Consider the following 16,645-nt stretch of genomic DNA (forward strand, 5'->3'; position numbering starts at 1 on the left):
GACGTCATGGAACATTACATTAGTCTGTTAGTTAAATCGATTTTCATCGAAAACATGGCTCTGTCTTTCTTCCTAGGTATGTGTACTTTCCTTGCCGTATCTAAGAAGGTTAAGACCTCTTTCGGCCTAGGTGTTGCAGTTGTGGTAGTACTGACTATCGCTGTTCCTGTGAACAACCTAGTATACAACCTAGTTCTGAGAGAGAACGCGTTAGTTGAGGGCGTGGACCTTAGCTTCCTAAACTTCATCACCTTTATCGGTGTAATTGCAGCACTTGTACAGATTCTAGAGATGGTTCTAGACCGTTTCTTCCCACCTTTGTACAACGCGCTAGGCATCTTCCTACCGCTGATCACAGTAAACTGTGCAATCTTCGGTGGTGTATCTTTCATGGTACAACGTGACTACAACTTTGCTGAATCTATCGTTTACGGTTTCGGCTCTGGTGTGGGCTGGATGCTGGCAATCGTTGCTCTTGCAGGTATCCGTGAGAAGATGAAGTACTCTGACGTACCTCCAGGTCTACGTGGTCTTGGTATCACATTTATCACTGTAGGTCTTATGGCGTTAGGCTTTATGTCTTTCTCTGGTGTTCAACTGTAAGTCGGGTAAACCGCAACAATTAAGGAATAGTCAATGGACATTATTCTTGGTGTAGTGATGTTTACTCTGATCGTACTTGCACTAGTACTAGTGATTCTTTTCGCTAAGTCTAAGCTTGTACCAACAGGTGACATTACAATTTCTGTGAACGATGACCCTTCTCTGGCGATCGTTACACAACCAGGTGGTAAGCTACTGAGTGCTCTAGCCGGTGCTGGCGTATTCGTATCTTCTGCTTGTGGTGGCGGTGGCTCATGTGGTCAGTGTCGCGTAAAAGTTAAATCAGGTGGTGGCGACATCCTACCAACCGAGCTTGACCATATTACTAAAGGTGAAGCACGTGAAGGTGAGCGTCTAGCGTGTCAGGTTGCTATGAAAACTGACATGGACATCGAGCTTCCTGAAGAAATCTTCGGCGTTAAGAAGTGGGAATGTACCGTTATCTCTAACGATAACAAAGCGACATTCATCAAAGAGCTTAAGCTACAAATTCCAGATGGCGAATCAGTACCTTTCCGTGCTGGTGGTTACATCCAGATTGAAGCACCTGCTCACCACGTGAAATACGCAGACTACGATATTCCTGAGGAATACCGTGAAGACTGGGAGAAGTTCAACCTTTTCCGTTACGAGTCTAAAGTTAACGAAGAGACTATCCGTGCATACTCAATGGCTAACTACCCAGAAGAGCACGGTATCATCATGCTTAACGTTCGTATCGCGACTCCGCCGCCGAACAACCCAGACGTACCACCAGGCATCATGTCTTCGTACATCTGGTCTCTAAAAGAAGGCGACAAGTGTACTATTTCTGGTCCATTTGGTGAGTTCTTTGCGAAAGATACAGATGCAGAAATGGTATTCGTTGGTGGTGGTGCTGGTATGGCTCCGATGCGCTCACACATCTTCGACCAACTTAAGCGTCTACACTCTAAGCGTAAGATGTCTTTCTGGTACGGCGCACGTTCTAAGCGTGAAATGTTCTACGTAGAAGACTTCGATATGCTACAAGCTGAGAATGACAACTTCGTATGGCACTGTGCACTGTCTGATCCACTTCCAGAAGATAACTGGGATGGTTACACTGGCTTTATTCACAACGTTCTTTACGAGAACTACCTACGTGATCACGAAGCGCCAGAAGACTGTGAATACTACATGTGTGGTCCACCTATGATGAATGCGGCTGTTATCGGCATGCTAAAAGATCTAGGTGTAGAGGATGAAAACATCCTACTAGATGACTTCGGTGGTTAATCCCTCCAAGTGATTGAATCTATGGCTAGCTCTCTAAGAGCTAGCCATTATTTTTTGTAGAAGTAAAAATAATATTCAACAGTTGATATAGGTAATTGGATTTAAGTAATCGGTCCCATTCCCCATATCAATTCAACAACATTGGGAGTTAACAAGTGAAAACGTGGCTTGTTGCATTCGCTTCTCTATTGATTTTGGCTGGCTGTGAGCAGCCAGCAGATCAAATTCATCTAAGTGGCCCTACCATGGGGACTTCTTATAACATCAAGTATATCGAGCAAGATGGTATTCCTACGCCAAAAGCGATGCAGACGGAAATTGATCGCTTACTGGAAGAGGTTAATGATCAAATGTCGACTTACCGTGATGACTCAGAATTAAGTCGCTTTAACCAGCATCAAACGAGTGAGCCATTTACTGTATCGATACAAACAGCAACCGTAGTCAAAGAAGCGATTCGTCTCAACGGTCTTACTTTAGGCGCATTGGATGTGACAGTCGGCCCTTTAGTTAACCTGTGGGGCTTTGGCCCAGAAGCTCGCCCTGATGTCGTTCCTACAGATGAAGAGCTAGCGGCACGCAAAGCCAATACTGGCATTCACCACCTATCTGTTGATGGCAATAAATTGTCCAAAGATATTCCTAACTTGTATGTCGATTTATCAACTATTGCTAAAGGTTGGGGGGTTGACGTGGTTGCTGACTACCTTCAATCTGAAGGGGTTCATAACTTCATGGTAGAAGTGGGCGGCGAAATGCGCCTCAAAGGCGTGAATCGTGAAGGCGTGCCGTGGCGCATAGCGATTGAAAAGCCGACTATTGATGAGCGCTCAATTCAAGAAATTATTGAGCCAGGGGACATGGCAATTGCAACAAGTGGTGACTATCGTAATTACTTTGAGAGTAATGGTGTGAGATACTCTCATATTATTAATCCAAGAACAGGCAAACCTATTCATCATAAAGTGGTGTCTGTAACGGTATTAGATAAATCGTCGATGACTGCTGATGGTCTTGCAACTGGTCTTATGGTGCTAGGTGAAGACAAAGGCATGGCAATTGCGAACGAAAATAATATTCCTGTTTTCATGATTGTGAAGACGGAAAATGGTTTTAAAGAGCTGGCTTCGGAAGCATACAAGCCGTTCATGAAGAAATAACAACAGAAGTGAGCATGTTCTTATGAGTACATTTCTAATTACGTTTGCAGTTTTTGTTGCGGTAATCGCAGCGATGGCTGTTGGCTACATCTTCCAGAAGAAAGTAGTGAAGGGTAGCTGTGGCGGTCTTGGTGCAGTAGGTATTGAGAAAGTATGTAACTGTCCAGAACCATGTGACGCGCGTAAGAAACGTGAAGCACGTGAAGCGGCGCGAGCTGAGAAATTGGCTGCATGGGAAAAAGATCGAATTGCTTAAGTATCGGTCATCCAAAGAGTAATACAAAATAACCCAGCTAAAGCTGGGTTTTTTTATATCTCTCGCTCTACTTCTCTGAGAGTTTATACTTTGCTTGCTACGTTTAATCTAGGATGACCGGAAGCTTAAGTCGGTGCAGACTTCACAGCCAAGTCATTTCCCTTTAATCACCGTACTTAACTGTTATTTGGTTATATACTCAAACTAAAGCGCGTTAACTTAGGAGGAAATATGGAAATGCATCAACACGGTATGGCTGAATTGTTTCAACAACTAGGCCTCGGCAGCTCTCCTCAAGAGATAAAGGACTTTATTAACGAACATCGGCACAAAAGAGCTTCAGCCCCTCTGCATGAAGCCAGCTTTTGGACAAGTTCGCAGGCCACATTTCTCAAACAAGCCATTGAAGAAGACGCAGACTGGGCAGAGTTGGTCGATCAGCTTGATGTGATGTTACGAGATTAAAGCACGTTTACAAACTCTCATTTCTATCAAGGCAGATTTAATTTATACTGTGTTTTTGAACAGTGTTTAATGGCTATGTCAGACCGAATCAGAAAAATCATTCACGTCGATATGGATTGTTTTTATGCTGCCGTTGAGATGAGAGATAATCCTAGTTACCGTGGCATTGCACTCGCCGTTGGCGGTCATGAAAAACAGCGTGGCGTGATTAGCACCTGTAATTATGAGGCGCGCAAATATGGCGTTCGTAGTGCAATGTCAACGGCGCGTGCATTACAACTCTGCCCCCATTTACTAGTCGTTCCCGGTCGAATGCACGTGTACAAACAAGTCTCTCGGCAGATTCGTGCTATTTTTGAGCGTTATACGCCTATCATTGAACCTCTATCATTAGATGAAGCATACCTCGATGTCACGGACTCGACAGCTTGTCGTGGCTCCGCAACGTTGATCGCAGAGTCTATTCGACGCGACATTTGGAATGAGCTTGGACTGACGGCATCGGCGGGCATTGCACCGATTAAGTTTCTTGCCAAAGTCGCCTCTGATATGAATAAACCCAACGGTCAGTTTGTTATCCCGCCAGATAAGGTTCAGGAAGTTATCGATACACTTCCGCTGGAAAACATTCCTGGCGTTGGGAAGGTGAGTCTTGAGAAGCTACATCAAGCGGGCTTTTATCGATGTGAGGATATTAAAAACAGCGACTATCGTGAATTGCTGAGACAGTTTGGTCGTCAGGGAGCATCTTTATGGCAGCGTAGCCATGGAATTGATAATCGAGAGGTCGTCGTTGAGCGAGAGAGAAAATCCGTCGGTGTGGAACGAACATTCAGCCAGAATATCTCGAGCTATGATGAATGTTGGCAAGTGATCGAGGATAAACTTTATCCTGAACTCGAGAAACGCTTAGAGCGTGCAAGCCCAGATAAATCGATTATTAAACAAGGTATTAAAGTTAAATTTGCCGACTTTCAACTGACAACAATTGAGCATATCCATCCGCAATTAGAGCTTGAGGACTTCAAGATCTTGTTAAGAGATATTCTTAAGCGCCAAAACGGACGGGAAATACGCCTTTTAGGCTTGAACGTGATGCTCAAGCCCGAGAACCAAGCGCGTCAATTGAGCTTTTTCTAGGCTCTTACTGCTTCTACCTGATCTAATACTTGCTCAAAGCTTGTGTTGGCCATCGCACCATAACCTGACAGTTTTGAAGCTTTTAGCTGGCTAATTAAAGGGGTACTAATGCCACACAAGAAGCGGGCGACAGCATCATTGCTGATAGCTGAAGGGGAGAGCTGAATAAATTCCTGCACCCACATTGCTACTTGAGGTGGCTCAATATCCTCACTTTGTGGTGTTGGGAACGAAGCGACTTGACCACGACACACGGAGCAGTGACCACATTGCTTTGGTGCATTGTGATCAGCAAAGTAGTTCGCCAATTGTGAGCTCAAACAGTGCTCTGACTGGAACAAGCGCAGCATGGTGTGAATTCTTTCGATATCTTTGCTTTCTTTGGATTGGAACAGTTCATACAGTTGTTGGATTAAAACATCAGAACTCTGTGTGGTTGGCAAAACAGAGTACACGTCGGTCAGTTGTTTGCTCTCTAGCTCTATCCAACCATTCTGGTGAAAATAGTCGAGGGCTGCGACAACTCGGCTGCGTTCCGATTGATAGTTCATCCATAACGCTTCTAGGTCAACTTGGCACCACACTTTGGCTTTTTGCGAGCAGGAGAAAATAGCCTCCACGAATTGACGTCGCTCGCCTTGAAACTGATTCACAATAAATTGCTGATCGTGCAAAAACTTAAAGCGATATTCCGCAAAGTAACTGTATTTTGCTTCAATGAGTTTATGTAGCTCCAAATAAACCAACAAGGTTTTGAGTGGCAATTGGCGGATATTACTTTCACGCGATAAACGCAGTGGCACTACCTCCCATTGTGGAGCATGTTCTTTCGCTTGCTCGACTACATAGTTAATCGAGGTTAGTTCAGGTGTGTCACCATAGACAAAGTTTTCCAACACCGTTAAGCCGGACGTATTGCCCAGCAGAATGCACTCAGAACGTTGCCCGTCCCTGCCTGCACGTCCAATCTCTTGTGCGTAGTTCTCGATCGATTTGGGTAAGTCGAAGTGAATGACGCGGCGGATATCAGATTTATCGACTCCCATACCAAATGCAATCGTTGCAACAATACAGTCAATTTGGCTATCCATGAACTGCTGTTGGATTTGTTCACGGATGTCGCTTTTCATGCCGGCGTGGTACGCGTGAACATTAATGCCAATATGGATTAGTGACTGTGCTACTTGCTCTGCTGTCTGCTGTTGTGTCACGTATACGATAGTCGGAAGCTTAGGAGAAGAGGCGATGATCTCACTTAGCCTTTCTTGTTTCGTTGCTTCCTCGCATGGGATCACCGAGATATCCAGATTGGGGCGGTAGAAGCCTGTAACGGTAATATGTTCACTGGCAATATCGAACTTTTGTTGCATGTCTTCAATAACTGCGGGCGTTGCTGTTGCAGTGAGAAGCAAAGATTGTGGAATGTTCAGTTCACGTTGATATTGCGGTAGCTTGAGATAATCAGGGCGGAAGTTATGTCCCCATTCGGAAATACAGTGCGCTTCATCAACCACCATCAAAGAGATCGGTACTTGGCGAATGAACTCACGAAAACGCTCGTTTTTTAGGCGTTCAACAGAAATCATCAATATTTTGATCTGTCCATTTTTTACCCCTGCCATGACGCGTTGTGACTCTTCTCTGCTTTGACTGCTATCGATAGAAGCGGCCGGGATCCCTTTACTTTGCAAAAAGTTCAGCTGATCTTTCATTAGCGCCAACAACGGCGAGATCACCAACGTAAGATTGGGCAATACGGTTGCTGGCAATTGGTAACAGAGAGACTTACCCGAACCTGTAGGAAAGATGGCCGCAGCAGAGTAACCATTCATAACCGCTTCAATAACAGGTTGTTGACCTTGGCGTAATGAGTCAAAACCAAATACGGATTGAAGTGTTTGATGCAGCGAGTCACTTTGCATAATAGGGAAACCTTTCTTTGATGGTAAACTTAGGTACATTAACACACCCTGAGTGCCAAACGCGCGTCCTAAAAGTATGAACAAAGCTGACTTAGTCCAAATTATCATCCAACATCTGGAAGAAAAACTTCAAGTGGCCCATGCATCGGCTCAGCGAGCCATTGATGCCGCGACAGATGAAGAAACTGTTCCCGAGCATAAGTACGATACGTTAGCACTTGAAGCCGCATATCTTGCTCATGGACAAGCCATGCGAATCCAAGAGAGTGAAGACGAGCTGCGTCAATATCGCGCTCTAGTGACTCGCGACTTTAAAGGCGCACCTGTTGGTGTAGGTGCTTACGTCGTTCTCGCAGATGAGAATTTGCTTGAAAAGCACTTCTTTGTAGGCCCTTGTTCTGGTGGTCTGACTGTTAAACATCAGGCTCAGGAAGTCTTTGTCTTAACAGCAAAATCTCCTCTTGGTCGAGCGTTATTCGGGAAAGAAGAAGGCGATGAGATTGATGTAAAAATAGGAGAAAAAAACAACTTGTTACGAAGTCGTGACGGTTTGCTGACATCTCATGTATCACTCAGTGTTATGTTTAACACGAGTAATGTTAAATAAAAGAGAATGACATGAAAAAGCTTTTTACACTCTCATTGCTGATGGTCAGTGCTACTGGTTATGCAGCGCAGTGTCGTGTGGACATCAATAATGAAGTCCGTATGGATGGGCAAAGCTTGGAAATTCGCCAAACGACAGGTGATAAAGCTGTCGTGGATGAGGATAACAACCTCTTCATCAAAGGTGAGCTAATTGAACTCAATTCTGACCAGAAAGCGGCAATTGAAGACTATCGCGAAAAAATGAACGCGTATATTCCACAAGCAAAGCAATTGGCGAGTGATGGTTTAGCGCTTGCGAATGATATTATTGATGATGTTGCGGAAAGCCTCGATGCACCTGGTGCGTTTGATAATGTAAAAGTCGCAGTAAAGGACTTTTTCGCTGATGTTGAATCACGTTACTACAAAGATGGTGATTTCATCCTGCCGGCGGAGAGTTTTGAGTCCATGACACAAGGGTGGACTGAAGACTTTGCAAAAGCACAAGAGATCTTCAATAAAGAGTTTTTAGCGAGTTCGTTGGATGCTTTATCGAAAAAAATGAAGGAAGAGGGGGGAATAAACCTCACTGCATTATCGGAGAGTATGGCTGAACTCAGCGCGAAAGTAGAAGAGCGTTTAGCTGAGCATTCGAAAGAGGTAGAGCAACAAGCAGAAGACTTGTGCGACTCGTTGGATGACATGGCAGGGCAAGAAGACGATTTGTTGAAGAAAATCCCTGAGCTAAAAGATTACCGAGTATTTACGATTTAATTACCCTTCAAAAAGTAGAACTCAATGGTATAAAGAAAGAGAGCACTATTGTGCTCTCTTTTCGTTTTTACATACTTGAACAAGTAATGAAAGCAAGACGATATTTCCGTTTTACCCGCTTGTTCTTTGATAGCTTATTGCGCGTTCATCTCGGTGAGCTTATCGCCGACAGGTTTTGAGAAGTTAAAACCATCGTGCTTATCCCAGTTGATAGACCACGTCATTACCCCTGCATAATTCGGGTAATTGAACGCTGGCTTAACGGTGCCACATGAAGTGCCTTTGGTTAAACAATCTAGTGCGCTGATAATATTCTGTGTCGGAGCCTGACCTGAATTTGCCGAGCTAGGACCTGAAGGTAAGCCGATTGCGACTTGATCATCACGTAGTGGTGCAAACTGAGTGCCGTCGGCCAATTCAAAGCCTTCGATCAGCATTTTAGATTGCGCTACCATCATATCCACAGAGCCTTCTGGTGCACTGCCTGGCAGATATGGGTTTGGCAAGCCACCGTTGTTATATAGCTGGACGTGAAGTAGGTCGAGCGTGCTGCGTGTCTCGTTTATCACAGGAATGTAAGCACCCCAAATACCGCTGTAAGCCACATAGCCGCCTTGAACATAAGGATGCTCAGGTGCCATGGTTAGGTACATGTCGCCACCCATATTTTGCTCTATTTGAAGCAAAGCACGACCAAGGCGAGCTTGAATTTGCGAGCCATGAACCAAGTTAGATCCACTCTCTAAATCCACATCAAGACCATCAAAGCCCCACTCAGCGATAAGACCTGTTAGGCTAGAGACAAAGTTGGCTTCGTCTTGATCGGTATTCAGCGTAATCGTGCCTTCTGCGCCGCCAAGAGAGAGAACAAACTTCTTACCTTTAGCTTGAAGCGCTGCCATGTCCTGCTTGAATTGTGTTGGATCGAGTGCTGGACAATCGCTGTAAATATCGCCTGAATATAGATTAAAGTGCACGGTACCATCACTGTTGCGGTCATTTTCGGCAAAGGCAATATCAATCACATCCCACGCATCAGCCATATCTGCTAGACGAATTGGACAGCCAGCCCCATTTACAAAATTGTGCCAGTAACCGATGAGTTTATGACGTTTCTCTGCTTGCTCAACCACCGTTATTGCTGCTGCGTCAGACAATGCATTGCTTCCTGACAAATCCACAGCTTGGGCGCTAACTGTAAAGTTACCAAGTGCAGTTGGTGTCCAGTTGGCTGTGTAAGGTGCCGTGGTATCGGTTGCAACAATAGAGCCGTTGATCATGAAATCAACGTGTTTAATGCCTGAGGTTAAAGACGTTGCATCGGCACTTAATGCGAGGTTTTTGCCTAAGCCGACGGTTTGACCGCTACTTGGTGAAGTCAGTGAGACGACCAAATCTTTATCGCTGACTTCCACACCAACCAAGGACTCTGACGTGTTGTTATCATTATCGGTTGCGACGGCTTTAAGCTGGTTAGCGCCAATAAGTGTGGCGTTCCAAGTAACGGAATATGGTGCTTGAGTGGTGACCCCTAAGCTGGTGTTGTTCGCAAAAAACTCAACTTGCGTGACTGTGCCATCAGCATCGCTTGCGTTAGCCGTGATTTCGTTATTGCTGCCAGCGAGCACGACTTGTCCATCCGTTGGTGCCGTAATGGTAACTTGCGGTGGCGTCGAACAAGCACCTAGGCCACTCCAAGCATCTTGCCAATATAGCCCTTCACCAGGCTCGTAAGCCCATGTCGCATCCGAGGAACACCAACCAGCAACATCACAACGATATTTTTGGTTGAAGTGAGAAACCAGGTCGCCAACTTGATAACTCGTTCCCGCCGCGTAAGGCACTGCATCTGAACATCCGCCCGTCCCTGTTTCTGAATTACTAACAACAAGCGTTACTTCTTGACTCATGGTTGCGAGGTTTGTGTCATCAGTCGCTTGTGCTTTAAACGAATGTGTACCAGCATTCGCGGTCCATTGATATTCGTAAGGTACGCTGGTATCAATCGCAACGGATTGATTGTTCACGAAGAACTCAACTTGTGTGACCACACCATCAATATCATCAGCTTGAGCGGCTACGGTTAGGTTATCGCCTACATTAAGCACTTCTGTGCCTACTGGGCTTGTCAATGAAATGCTCGGTGGCGGTAATTCGACTTGTGGTTGAACTTGGATAGAAATCGTCGTGGTGGTAACGGCTCCCTCATTATCGGTTGCAATCGCGGTCAATTGCGAGACACCTTCAATAGCGGTCCAAGATGCTTCGAATGGTGCTTGAGTTACCACAGCAACCGTTTGGTTGCCTGCAATAAACTCAACTTGTGCGATTTGGCCATCTTCGTCGGCTGCGTTGGCTAGCAAGGTGATCGCACTGCCTTCGGGAATTTGTGCGTTGTTTGTTGGAGAGGAGAATGACACTGTTGGCTCTAGATTGTTGCTTCCACCATCACATTGCCCTAACGCTTTCCATGCCTCCCAAGCCCCTGAATTGGTAACAGGGTCATTGCCTTGCGTCCAATACGCGGCCTCGTAAGCGGCTCCTTGCGTTTTTACTAAAGTGCCCGATGTATAAGTCGCAGTGCTGTCCCAGTCGGGTAAGCTTTGGCAGTTATAGGCTTGAGCTTGGTAGCTGACGCTGAGTGCTGCAACCATCGCTCCGTGAAGTAGAGTGACCTTCATTTTCCTCTCCTTGAGTCATGGATATAAATGAGAACAGAGTAATAACTAGCTGATAAATAGACATAAGGGGGAAAAAGCGAAGCACAATATTCTGCTTTTCGACACAGTATCACGAGGAACTATTCGTTCCTTACACCAAAGCTCATTATTTTTCGGCTCACTTCACGATGGGAGAATCACAAATTCTAGGCGTGTGAAAAAGACAAAAGTCGCCAGGTCTTAGAATGATGAATGTGAGATGTACGTTAAAATTTACAAGCTGAATGACTGTGAATTGTTTCAACTGTCGAGTATTTAACCGGAGTGCTCTTGTTGAATAGTGAATATTGCTATAGTGTACTAGTTAGCTAGTTCAATGATATTTTGTGTGAGTAGTATGACACAGCAAACCTCTTCTCAGCCTCGTGAGCATTTTGGCTCTCGTCTCGGATTCATCTTAGCAGCCGCAGGTGCCGCAGTTGGCCTTGGCAATATTTGGGGCTTTCCAACCCAAGCTGCCAGTAATGGCGGCGGTGCTTTCCTGTTGGTTTATTTGGTGATGATTCTTATCGTCGCATTTCCTATGCTGGTGGTTGAAATGGCGATTGGTCGTCATGGTCAAGCCAACCCGGTGGATAGTATGCGTTCGCTTACCAATCATCCGGTAGGTAAAAAGCTCGGCGGTATTGTGGGCTGGATTGGTTTAAGCGTACCAAGCGCTGTTTTAGCGTTTTACTCTATTGTCGGTGGTTGGTTGATCTGCTTTTTACTGGGTGCAATCACAGATCTAATGGGGTTAGAAGCTGCAACTCAATGGCTAAAGGGCTTTAGCGTTGAACGTAACTTGTTCGGAACCATTACTTTTTATGTGCTAACGATTCTCATCGTACAAGGTGGCGTAAAACAAGGTATTGAGAAGTGGTCCACACGTTTGATGCCAGCATTGTTTGTTTTGTTTGCTCTACTGTTTGCTTACATCATGACGCAAAACGGTGCGATGGAAGGGCTAAAGCATTACTTGGTACCGGATTTCGAAAAGGTATGGGACCGCAAGTTGATTCTTGCTGCAATGGGGCAGGGCTTCTTCTCGCTTACGATCGGTGGCTGTTCAATGCTGATTTATGGCTCTTACTTGAGTAAGAAAGAGAACCTACCAAAGATGGCGATGAACGTGACCATGGTAGATACTGCCGTTGCTTTCATTGCAGGGTTAGTGGTGATGCCAGCGATGTTTGTTGCGATGCAAAAAGGCGTTCAAATCTATGCTGAAGATGGCTCTCTATTAAGCTCTGATACGTTGGTATTTACCGTATTGCCGTTGATGTTTGATAGCTTAGGTTTGCTTGGTCAATTGTTCTCTATTGTGTTCTTTTTATTGCTGACGATTGCGGCGCTAACGTCTTCCATTTCAATGTTAGAGTGTCCAGTGGCGTTAGTGAGTGAGCGTTTCAACACCAAGCGTAGCGCAACGAGCTGGGTTTTAGGTGGTATCATTGCCTTGTTCAGTGTGGTGATTGTTTATAACTTTGGTGCTCTATTTGGTATGGTCGCGACGGTTGCTACTCAGTATCTACAACCAACCGCTGCGCTCTTATTCTGCTTATTTGGTGGTTGGGTATGGAATCGCAACTCAAAAATCAAAGAGCTTGAGCAAGGTTGCCCGGAGTTTACGCAAGGTTGGTTTGGTAAGTTATGGCCTGCGTATGTGAAGTTTGTATGTCCAATTCTTGTGGCTACGGTCATCTGGGCTTCATTCGGCTAACCGAAACGTCTATTGGACAAAAGAAAAGGGCTTGATGAGTGATCATCAAGCCCTTTTTCATGTTGATTATTCCCCGTTTCAGTTACCCGCGGTGATTGCTGCGGGTTAACGGAATTGTCCTGCTTCTGGAAGAAAGTCAAAACCAGCAGAAGCCAGTTTTGCTTCTAGTGCCGCGCGATCGATATCGAAGAAAGCTACCAGTTTATTTAAGTCACCACCGAAGTCGTCGCGTAGCTTCATATTTACAATGCTCATGAGCATGACAGGATCCATGGATTCAAAGTTCGCTAGATTCATTACTTGTCCTCAAAATCTGAAATCAGTAGGTTTGCCGCAGCAAATGCCGCTTTTTCACGCACTTCTTTAGGCAGAGACTCATCCGCCGCAACATCGTTCAGCGCTTTAACAGCACATGAAATTGCTTGGGGAATGTAAGCTTGATCGCCACTACCAATTTGAGCATAAAGCTCACGCACCAGTTCACAACAGCCGTATACTTGCATGTTTTCTTTCCACTAAATGATAACTTATCTCAATATACACACAGCAGATTTGAAACTCAAAGTGCAGAGTTGTTTTGGCTCAAGTTGAGGAGTTGCTTGAGCGAGATTTAATCACTGCATTTGTACTTCTAACTGCTGAGTGACTTCTGGTGAAAGCTGAAGCTGTTTTGCCAGTTCTTGCAAATACGCTTTTTCCATGAAGTTTTGCTCATCAGCAACAATCAAAGACGCGAGATAAATTTCTGACGCTTGCTGGGGAGAGGTCGCCTGATTAGCAATTTCAGCAGGATCGAGCGGTTTGTTTAGTTCTTGCTGAACGAGTTGACGTACGTGCTCATCTGCGCCCATATCCGCGAGGGCTTGCTCGATGCGGGCCATTTCCTCTTCATCGACATGGCCATCGGCTTTTGCGGCTCCAATCATTGCTTTTAAAATTAGTACACTGTGTTTGCTGTCATCGGGGTCAAAGGTCTCATGAACACCTTGACCGGACTGTTTGGCTTGCCAGTCGTTATAAACTTTGTAGGCTAATGCTCCAAGCGCAGCAGCGCCACCGACTTTTAATGCGCCCGAGCCTATTTTCTTGGTAATTTTTTTACTTTTCTTCGAGCCCATCAGCATACCGATAAGGCCTCCGCCAACGGCACCTGCTCCTAGCGTTTTCAGGCTACTTGAGTTTGATGAGGATTTGATGTTGTTAGTTTGTTTACCTAACGCATCAGCCCCTTGCTTGAGTAAGTCTGATTTGAGTGCTTGGTTTAGAAGACTTTTTAAATCCATAACTGACCTCCTTTAGATGATGAAATCAGTTTAATAGCAAGAAGCTGAACCAAAGATTAACAAAGTGAATAGATCTAAAGGGGAGTAGTAAGGTTGCCCAGTAATAAAAAAGGGCTGACCGAAGCCAACCCTTTCTAATTATTTGAAATTACTTCAAATGCGAACTCGTCGAGCGCTTACTTTAGTTGAGCTTTTACGTGCTCGATAATATCAGTCATTGCGACTGGCGTTTTCTCACCAGTAGCACGGTTCTTGTATTCGAAGTTGCCTTCTTTCATCGAGCGGTCACCGATAATAATGGTATGCGGTACACCAATAAGCTCCATATCAGAGAACATTACACCTGGGCGTTCTTTACGATCATCAAATAGTACTTCGATGCCCATTGCCGTTAGCTCAGCGTACAACTTCTCAGCGGCTTCTTTTACTTCTTCTGACTTGTGCATGTTCATTGGAACGATCGCAACCTGGAATGGTGCGATTGCATCTGGCCAGATGATGCCGTATTTGTCATGGTTTTGCTCAATAGCAGCCGCTACGACGCGAGTGATACCGATACCGTAACAGCCCATTTCTAGGATGACGTTCTTACCATCAGGACCAAGTACACCACAGTTCATCGCTGCGGAGTAAGCGTTGCCAAGTTGGAAGATATGGCCAACTTCGATACCACGCTTAAGCTGGATAGTGCCTTTACCACATGGGCTTGGATCGCCTTCAACCACGTTGCGTAGGTCTTCAACTTGACCAAGCTCTGCGTCACGACCCCAGTTAATGCCGAAGTAGTGTTTGCCATCGATGTTCGCACCCGCACCGAAATCACTCATTACCGCTACGCTGCGGTCAACGATGAACGGCAGTTTAAGGCCAACAGGGCCTAGAGAACCAGGACCAGCACCGATAAGCTCACGAATTTCTTCTTCAGATGCCATTTCCAGTGGAGCTGCAACCTGAGGAAGGTTCTCTGCTTTCACTTCGTTCAGCTCATGATCGCCACGAATGATAAGCGCGATGATTGGTGCATCAACTTCGTCAGACGCTTTCACAAACAAAGTTTTCACTGTTTTTTCAATTGGCAGCTCGAACTGTTCAACCAATTCAGCGATTGTTTTTGCGTTTGGCGTATCTACCAACGTCATTTCTTGCGTTGGTGCCGCTGCTTCAGAGGCTGGAGCTAGTGCTTCTGCTTTTTCGATGTTTGCTGCGTAATCTGACTCGGTAGAGAATGCGATGATGTCTTCGCCACTTTCAGCCAGTACGTGGAACTCTTGAGAGCCGCTACCACCGATAGCACCGCTATCTGCTAGTACAGGACGGTAATCCAGACCCATGCGATCGAATGCTTTGCAGTAAGCATCGTGCATTGCGTCGTATGACTTTTGTAGGCCGTCTTTATCAATGTCAAAGCTGTACGCATCCATCATTGAGAATTCACGTGAACGCATTACACCGAAGCGTGGACGACGTTCGTCACGGAATTTGGTTTGGATTTGGTACAGGTTTAGCGGAAGCTGTTTGTAAGAGCTCACTTCATTGCGAACAAGGCTAGTGATCACTTCTTCAGCGGTTGGGCTAAGTACAAACGGACGAACATGACGGTCAGTAAAGCGAAGTAGCTCAGGGCCCATCTTTTCGCTGCGGCCTGTCTCTTCCCATAGTTCAAACGGCTGAACAACGGGCATCAAAGTTTCGACTGCGCCTGCATTGTCGATTTCTTGACGAACGATGTTTTCGACTTTACGCAGTACACGTAGACCAGTAGGTAGCCAGGTGTATAAACCTGAAGCCAGCTTACGGATCATACCTGCACGTAGCATGAGCTGGTGGCTCACTACTTCTGCGTCGTTTGGAGTCTCCTTCAGAGTAGAAAGAAGATAATTACTGGTACGCATTAAATTTATCCGTTTATTTAAGTTAGATACTCAAGCTTGAATAAGCTGGAGTATGGGAGTTCCCTAAAGGGAAATTTGTTAGCCGTCTATAATATCAGCCAATTGCGTTTGTCAAAAGCTTTCAATAGCGGTAACCGTTATTAAGTTGCTTGTTGCTGTGAACTTTACGTTCAAGTCGAACAAATTTACCGCATATTCTTTGTCGTCCGGCTTGTTTTTCTTGTATGCAGGACGAGGATCTTGAGCCAGAACTTGTTCAATGACTGATCTTACATAGTCAGTATCGGATCGATTTTCTATCGTTGCTAATGCTTGAGCAGAAAAGTTGACTTGTGACTTTTCTGGTTCTTGGTCTGCGTATCCGCCTTGTGCTTCTGGAATAGAATCTGAATAGGGTATATAGGGCTTAATGTCCACAATCGGTGTGCCATCCACGAGATCTACACTGCCTAAATCAAGATAGATTTGATCGCCTTGCTTAGTGACTCCTTTTACTTCAACGGCTGACATTCCGATTCCGTTTGGGCGGAAAGTCGAGCGTGAGGCAAAGACACCTATTCGTTCATTGCCGCCTAGTCGTGGCGGACGGACGGTTGGCTTCCAACCTGCTCCCAAATTCTGATCAAACAAAAATAACAGCCAAACGTGAGAGAACTGTTCTAGCCCGCGTACTGCTTCGGGGCTATTCGCTGCACCTAACAGTTTTACGCGTGCTTTCGCAGTTGGAACTAAGCGAGGCTGGCGCGGTACTGCAAACTTTTCTTTGTACGGTGTCTCAATGACACCGATGGGTTCAATGGAATACATGGTGGACGTCTTTAAGAATTCATTGAGATGAAAAGTATCACAAATTTCTCTTGCTTTTCTTGTTGATAATGATTAT

General features: G+C 45.4%; 15 protein-coding genes and 1 pseudogene. 9 read left to right on the plus strand and 7 right to left on the minus strand.

Annotated elements, in window-relative coordinates; translation table 11 throughout:
* Positions 1-6: 6 nt before the first annotated feature.
* From nqrE to dinB, 6 genes are all read left to right on the plus strand, one after another.
* Positions 7-603, plus strand: coding sequence for an NADH:ubiquinone reductase (Na(+)-transporting) subunit E (gene nqrE / locus FR741_RS03970; protein WP_005380270.1), 597 nt, complete (start codon positions 7-9; stop codon positions 601-603).
* 33 nt (positions 604-636) lie between these two features.
* Positions 637-1,860 (plus strand): NADH:ubiquinone reductase (Na(+)-transporting) subunit F, encoded by a 1,224-nt coding sequence (nqrF, locus tag FR741_RS03975; protein ID WP_005380271.1) that lies wholly within the window; start codon positions 637-639, stop codon positions 1,858-1,860.
* A 155-nt stretch (positions 1,861-2,015) separates the two neighbouring features.
* Positions 2,016-3,020 carry an FAD:protein FMN transferase gene (locus tag FR741_RS03980; RefSeq protein WP_046874982.1) on the plus strand — a complete coding sequence of 335 codons (1,005 nt, stop codon included), beginning with the start codon at positions 2,016-2,018 and terminating at the stop codon, positions 3,018-3,020.
* 22 nt (positions 3,021-3,042) lie between these two features.
* Positions 3,043-3,276: a (Na+)-NQR maturation NqrM gene (nqrM, locus tag FR741_RS03985; RefSeq protein WP_005436655.1), complete on the plus strand. Its 234-nt coding sequence runs from the start codon at positions 3,043-3,045 to the stop codon at positions 3,274-3,276.
* A 231-nt stretch (positions 3,277-3,507) separates the two neighbouring features.
* The gene (locus FR741_RS03990) at positions 3,508-3,741 is read left to right on the plus strand and encodes a DUF2789 domain-containing protein (protein ID WP_012841486.1); all 234 of its coding nucleotides are present in this window, start codon (positions 3,508-3,510) and stop codon (positions 3,739-3,741) included.
* 75 nt (positions 3,742-3,816) lie between these two features.
* Positions 3,817-4,881, plus strand: coding sequence for a DNA polymerase IV (gene dinB, locus FR741_RS03995; RefSeq protein WP_167426300.1), 1,065 nt, complete (start codon positions 3,817-3,819; stop codon positions 4,879-4,881).
* Here the strand turns inward: dinB and FR741_RS04000 are convergent.
* On the minus strand, positions 4,878-6,803 hold the full coding sequence (locus FR741_RS04000) for a RecQ family ATP-dependent DNA helicase (RefSeq protein WP_167427065.1): 1,926 nt from the start codon (positions 6,801-6,803) through the stop codon (positions 4,878-4,880). The two genes, dinB and FR741_RS04000, sit on opposite strands and share 4 nt — an antisense overlap.
* 76 nt (positions 6,804-6,879) lie before the next feature.
* Between FR741_RS04000 and FR741_RS04005 the strand changes: the two are divergent.
* Positions 6,880-7,360, plus strand: a pseudogene (locus tag FR741_RS04005) (GreA/GreB family elongation factor).
* A gap of 61 nt (positions 7,361-7,421) precedes the next feature.
* Positions 7,422-8,165: a YggN family protein gene (locus FR741_RS04010; protein ID WP_017820767.1), complete on the plus strand. Its 744-nt coding sequence runs from the start codon at positions 7,422-7,424 to the stop codon at positions 8,163-8,165.
* Positions 8,166-8,299: 134 nt separating this feature from the next.
* Here FR741_RS04010 and FR741_RS04015 read toward each other — a convergent pair whose 3' ends face one another.
* On the minus strand, positions 8,300-10,846 hold the full coding sequence (locus tag FR741_RS04015) for an Ig-like domain-containing protein (RefSeq protein WP_167426301.1): 2,547 nt from the start codon (positions 10,844-10,846) through the stop codon (positions 8,300-8,302).
* 376 nt (positions 10,847-11,222) lie between these two features.
* On the opposite strand from FR741_RS04015, the gene FR741_RS04020 reads away from it, so the two are divergent.
* On the plus strand, positions 11,223-12,587 hold the full coding sequence (locus FR741_RS04020) for a sodium-dependent transporter (protein ID WP_167426302.1): 1,365 nt from the start codon (positions 11,223-11,225) through the stop codon (positions 12,585-12,587).
* Positions 12,588-12,692: 105 nt separating this feature from the next.
* Here the strand turns inward: FR741_RS04020 and FR741_RS04025 are convergent, their stop codons facing one another.
* The 5 genes from FR741_RS04025 to tsaA all read right to left on the minus strand — a co-directional run bounded on the left by FR741_RS04025 (position 12,693) and on the right by tsaA (position 16,569).
* A complete protein-coding gene (locus FR741_RS04025; protein WP_167426303.1) occupies positions 12,693-12,884 on the minus strand; it encodes a DUF4250 domain-containing protein in 192 nt (63 codons plus the stop codon).
* Positions 12,884-13,090 carry a YaeP family protein gene (locus FR741_RS04030; protein ID WP_005391765.1) on the minus strand — a complete coding sequence of 69 codons (207 nt, stop codon included), beginning with the start codon at positions 13,088-13,090 and terminating at the stop codon, positions 12,884-12,886. The genes FR741_RS04025 and FR741_RS04030 overlap by 1 nt, the downstream gene beginning before the upstream one ends.
* Before the next feature lie 111 nt (positions 13,091-13,201).
* Complete coding sequence (locus FR741_RS04035) at positions 13,202-13,870, minus strand: tellurite resistance TerB family protein (protein ID WP_167426304.1); 669 nt, start codon at positions 13,868-13,870, stop codon at positions 13,202-13,204.
* Between the two features lie 176 nt (positions 13,871-14,046).
* Positions 14,047-15,762 carry a proline--tRNA ligase gene (locus FR741_RS04040; RefSeq protein WP_046874977.1) on the minus strand — a complete coding sequence of 572 codons (1,716 nt, stop codon included), beginning with the start codon at positions 15,760-15,762 and terminating at the stop codon, positions 14,047-14,049.
* A gap of 111 nt (positions 15,763-15,873) precedes the next feature.
* Complete coding sequence (gene tsaA, locus FR741_RS04045; protein ID WP_053809825.1) at positions 15,874-16,569, minus strand: tRNA (N6-threonylcarbamoyladenosine(37)-N6)-methyltransferase TrmO; 696 nt, start codon at positions 16,567-16,569, stop codon at positions 15,874-15,876.
* Positions 16,570-16,645 lie beyond the last annotated feature (76 nt).

The sequence above is a fragment of the Vibrio diabolicus genome (assembly GCF_011801455.1).
Lineage (GTDB): Bacteria > Pseudomonadota > Gammaproteobacteria > Enterobacterales > Vibrionaceae > Vibrio > Vibrio diabolicus.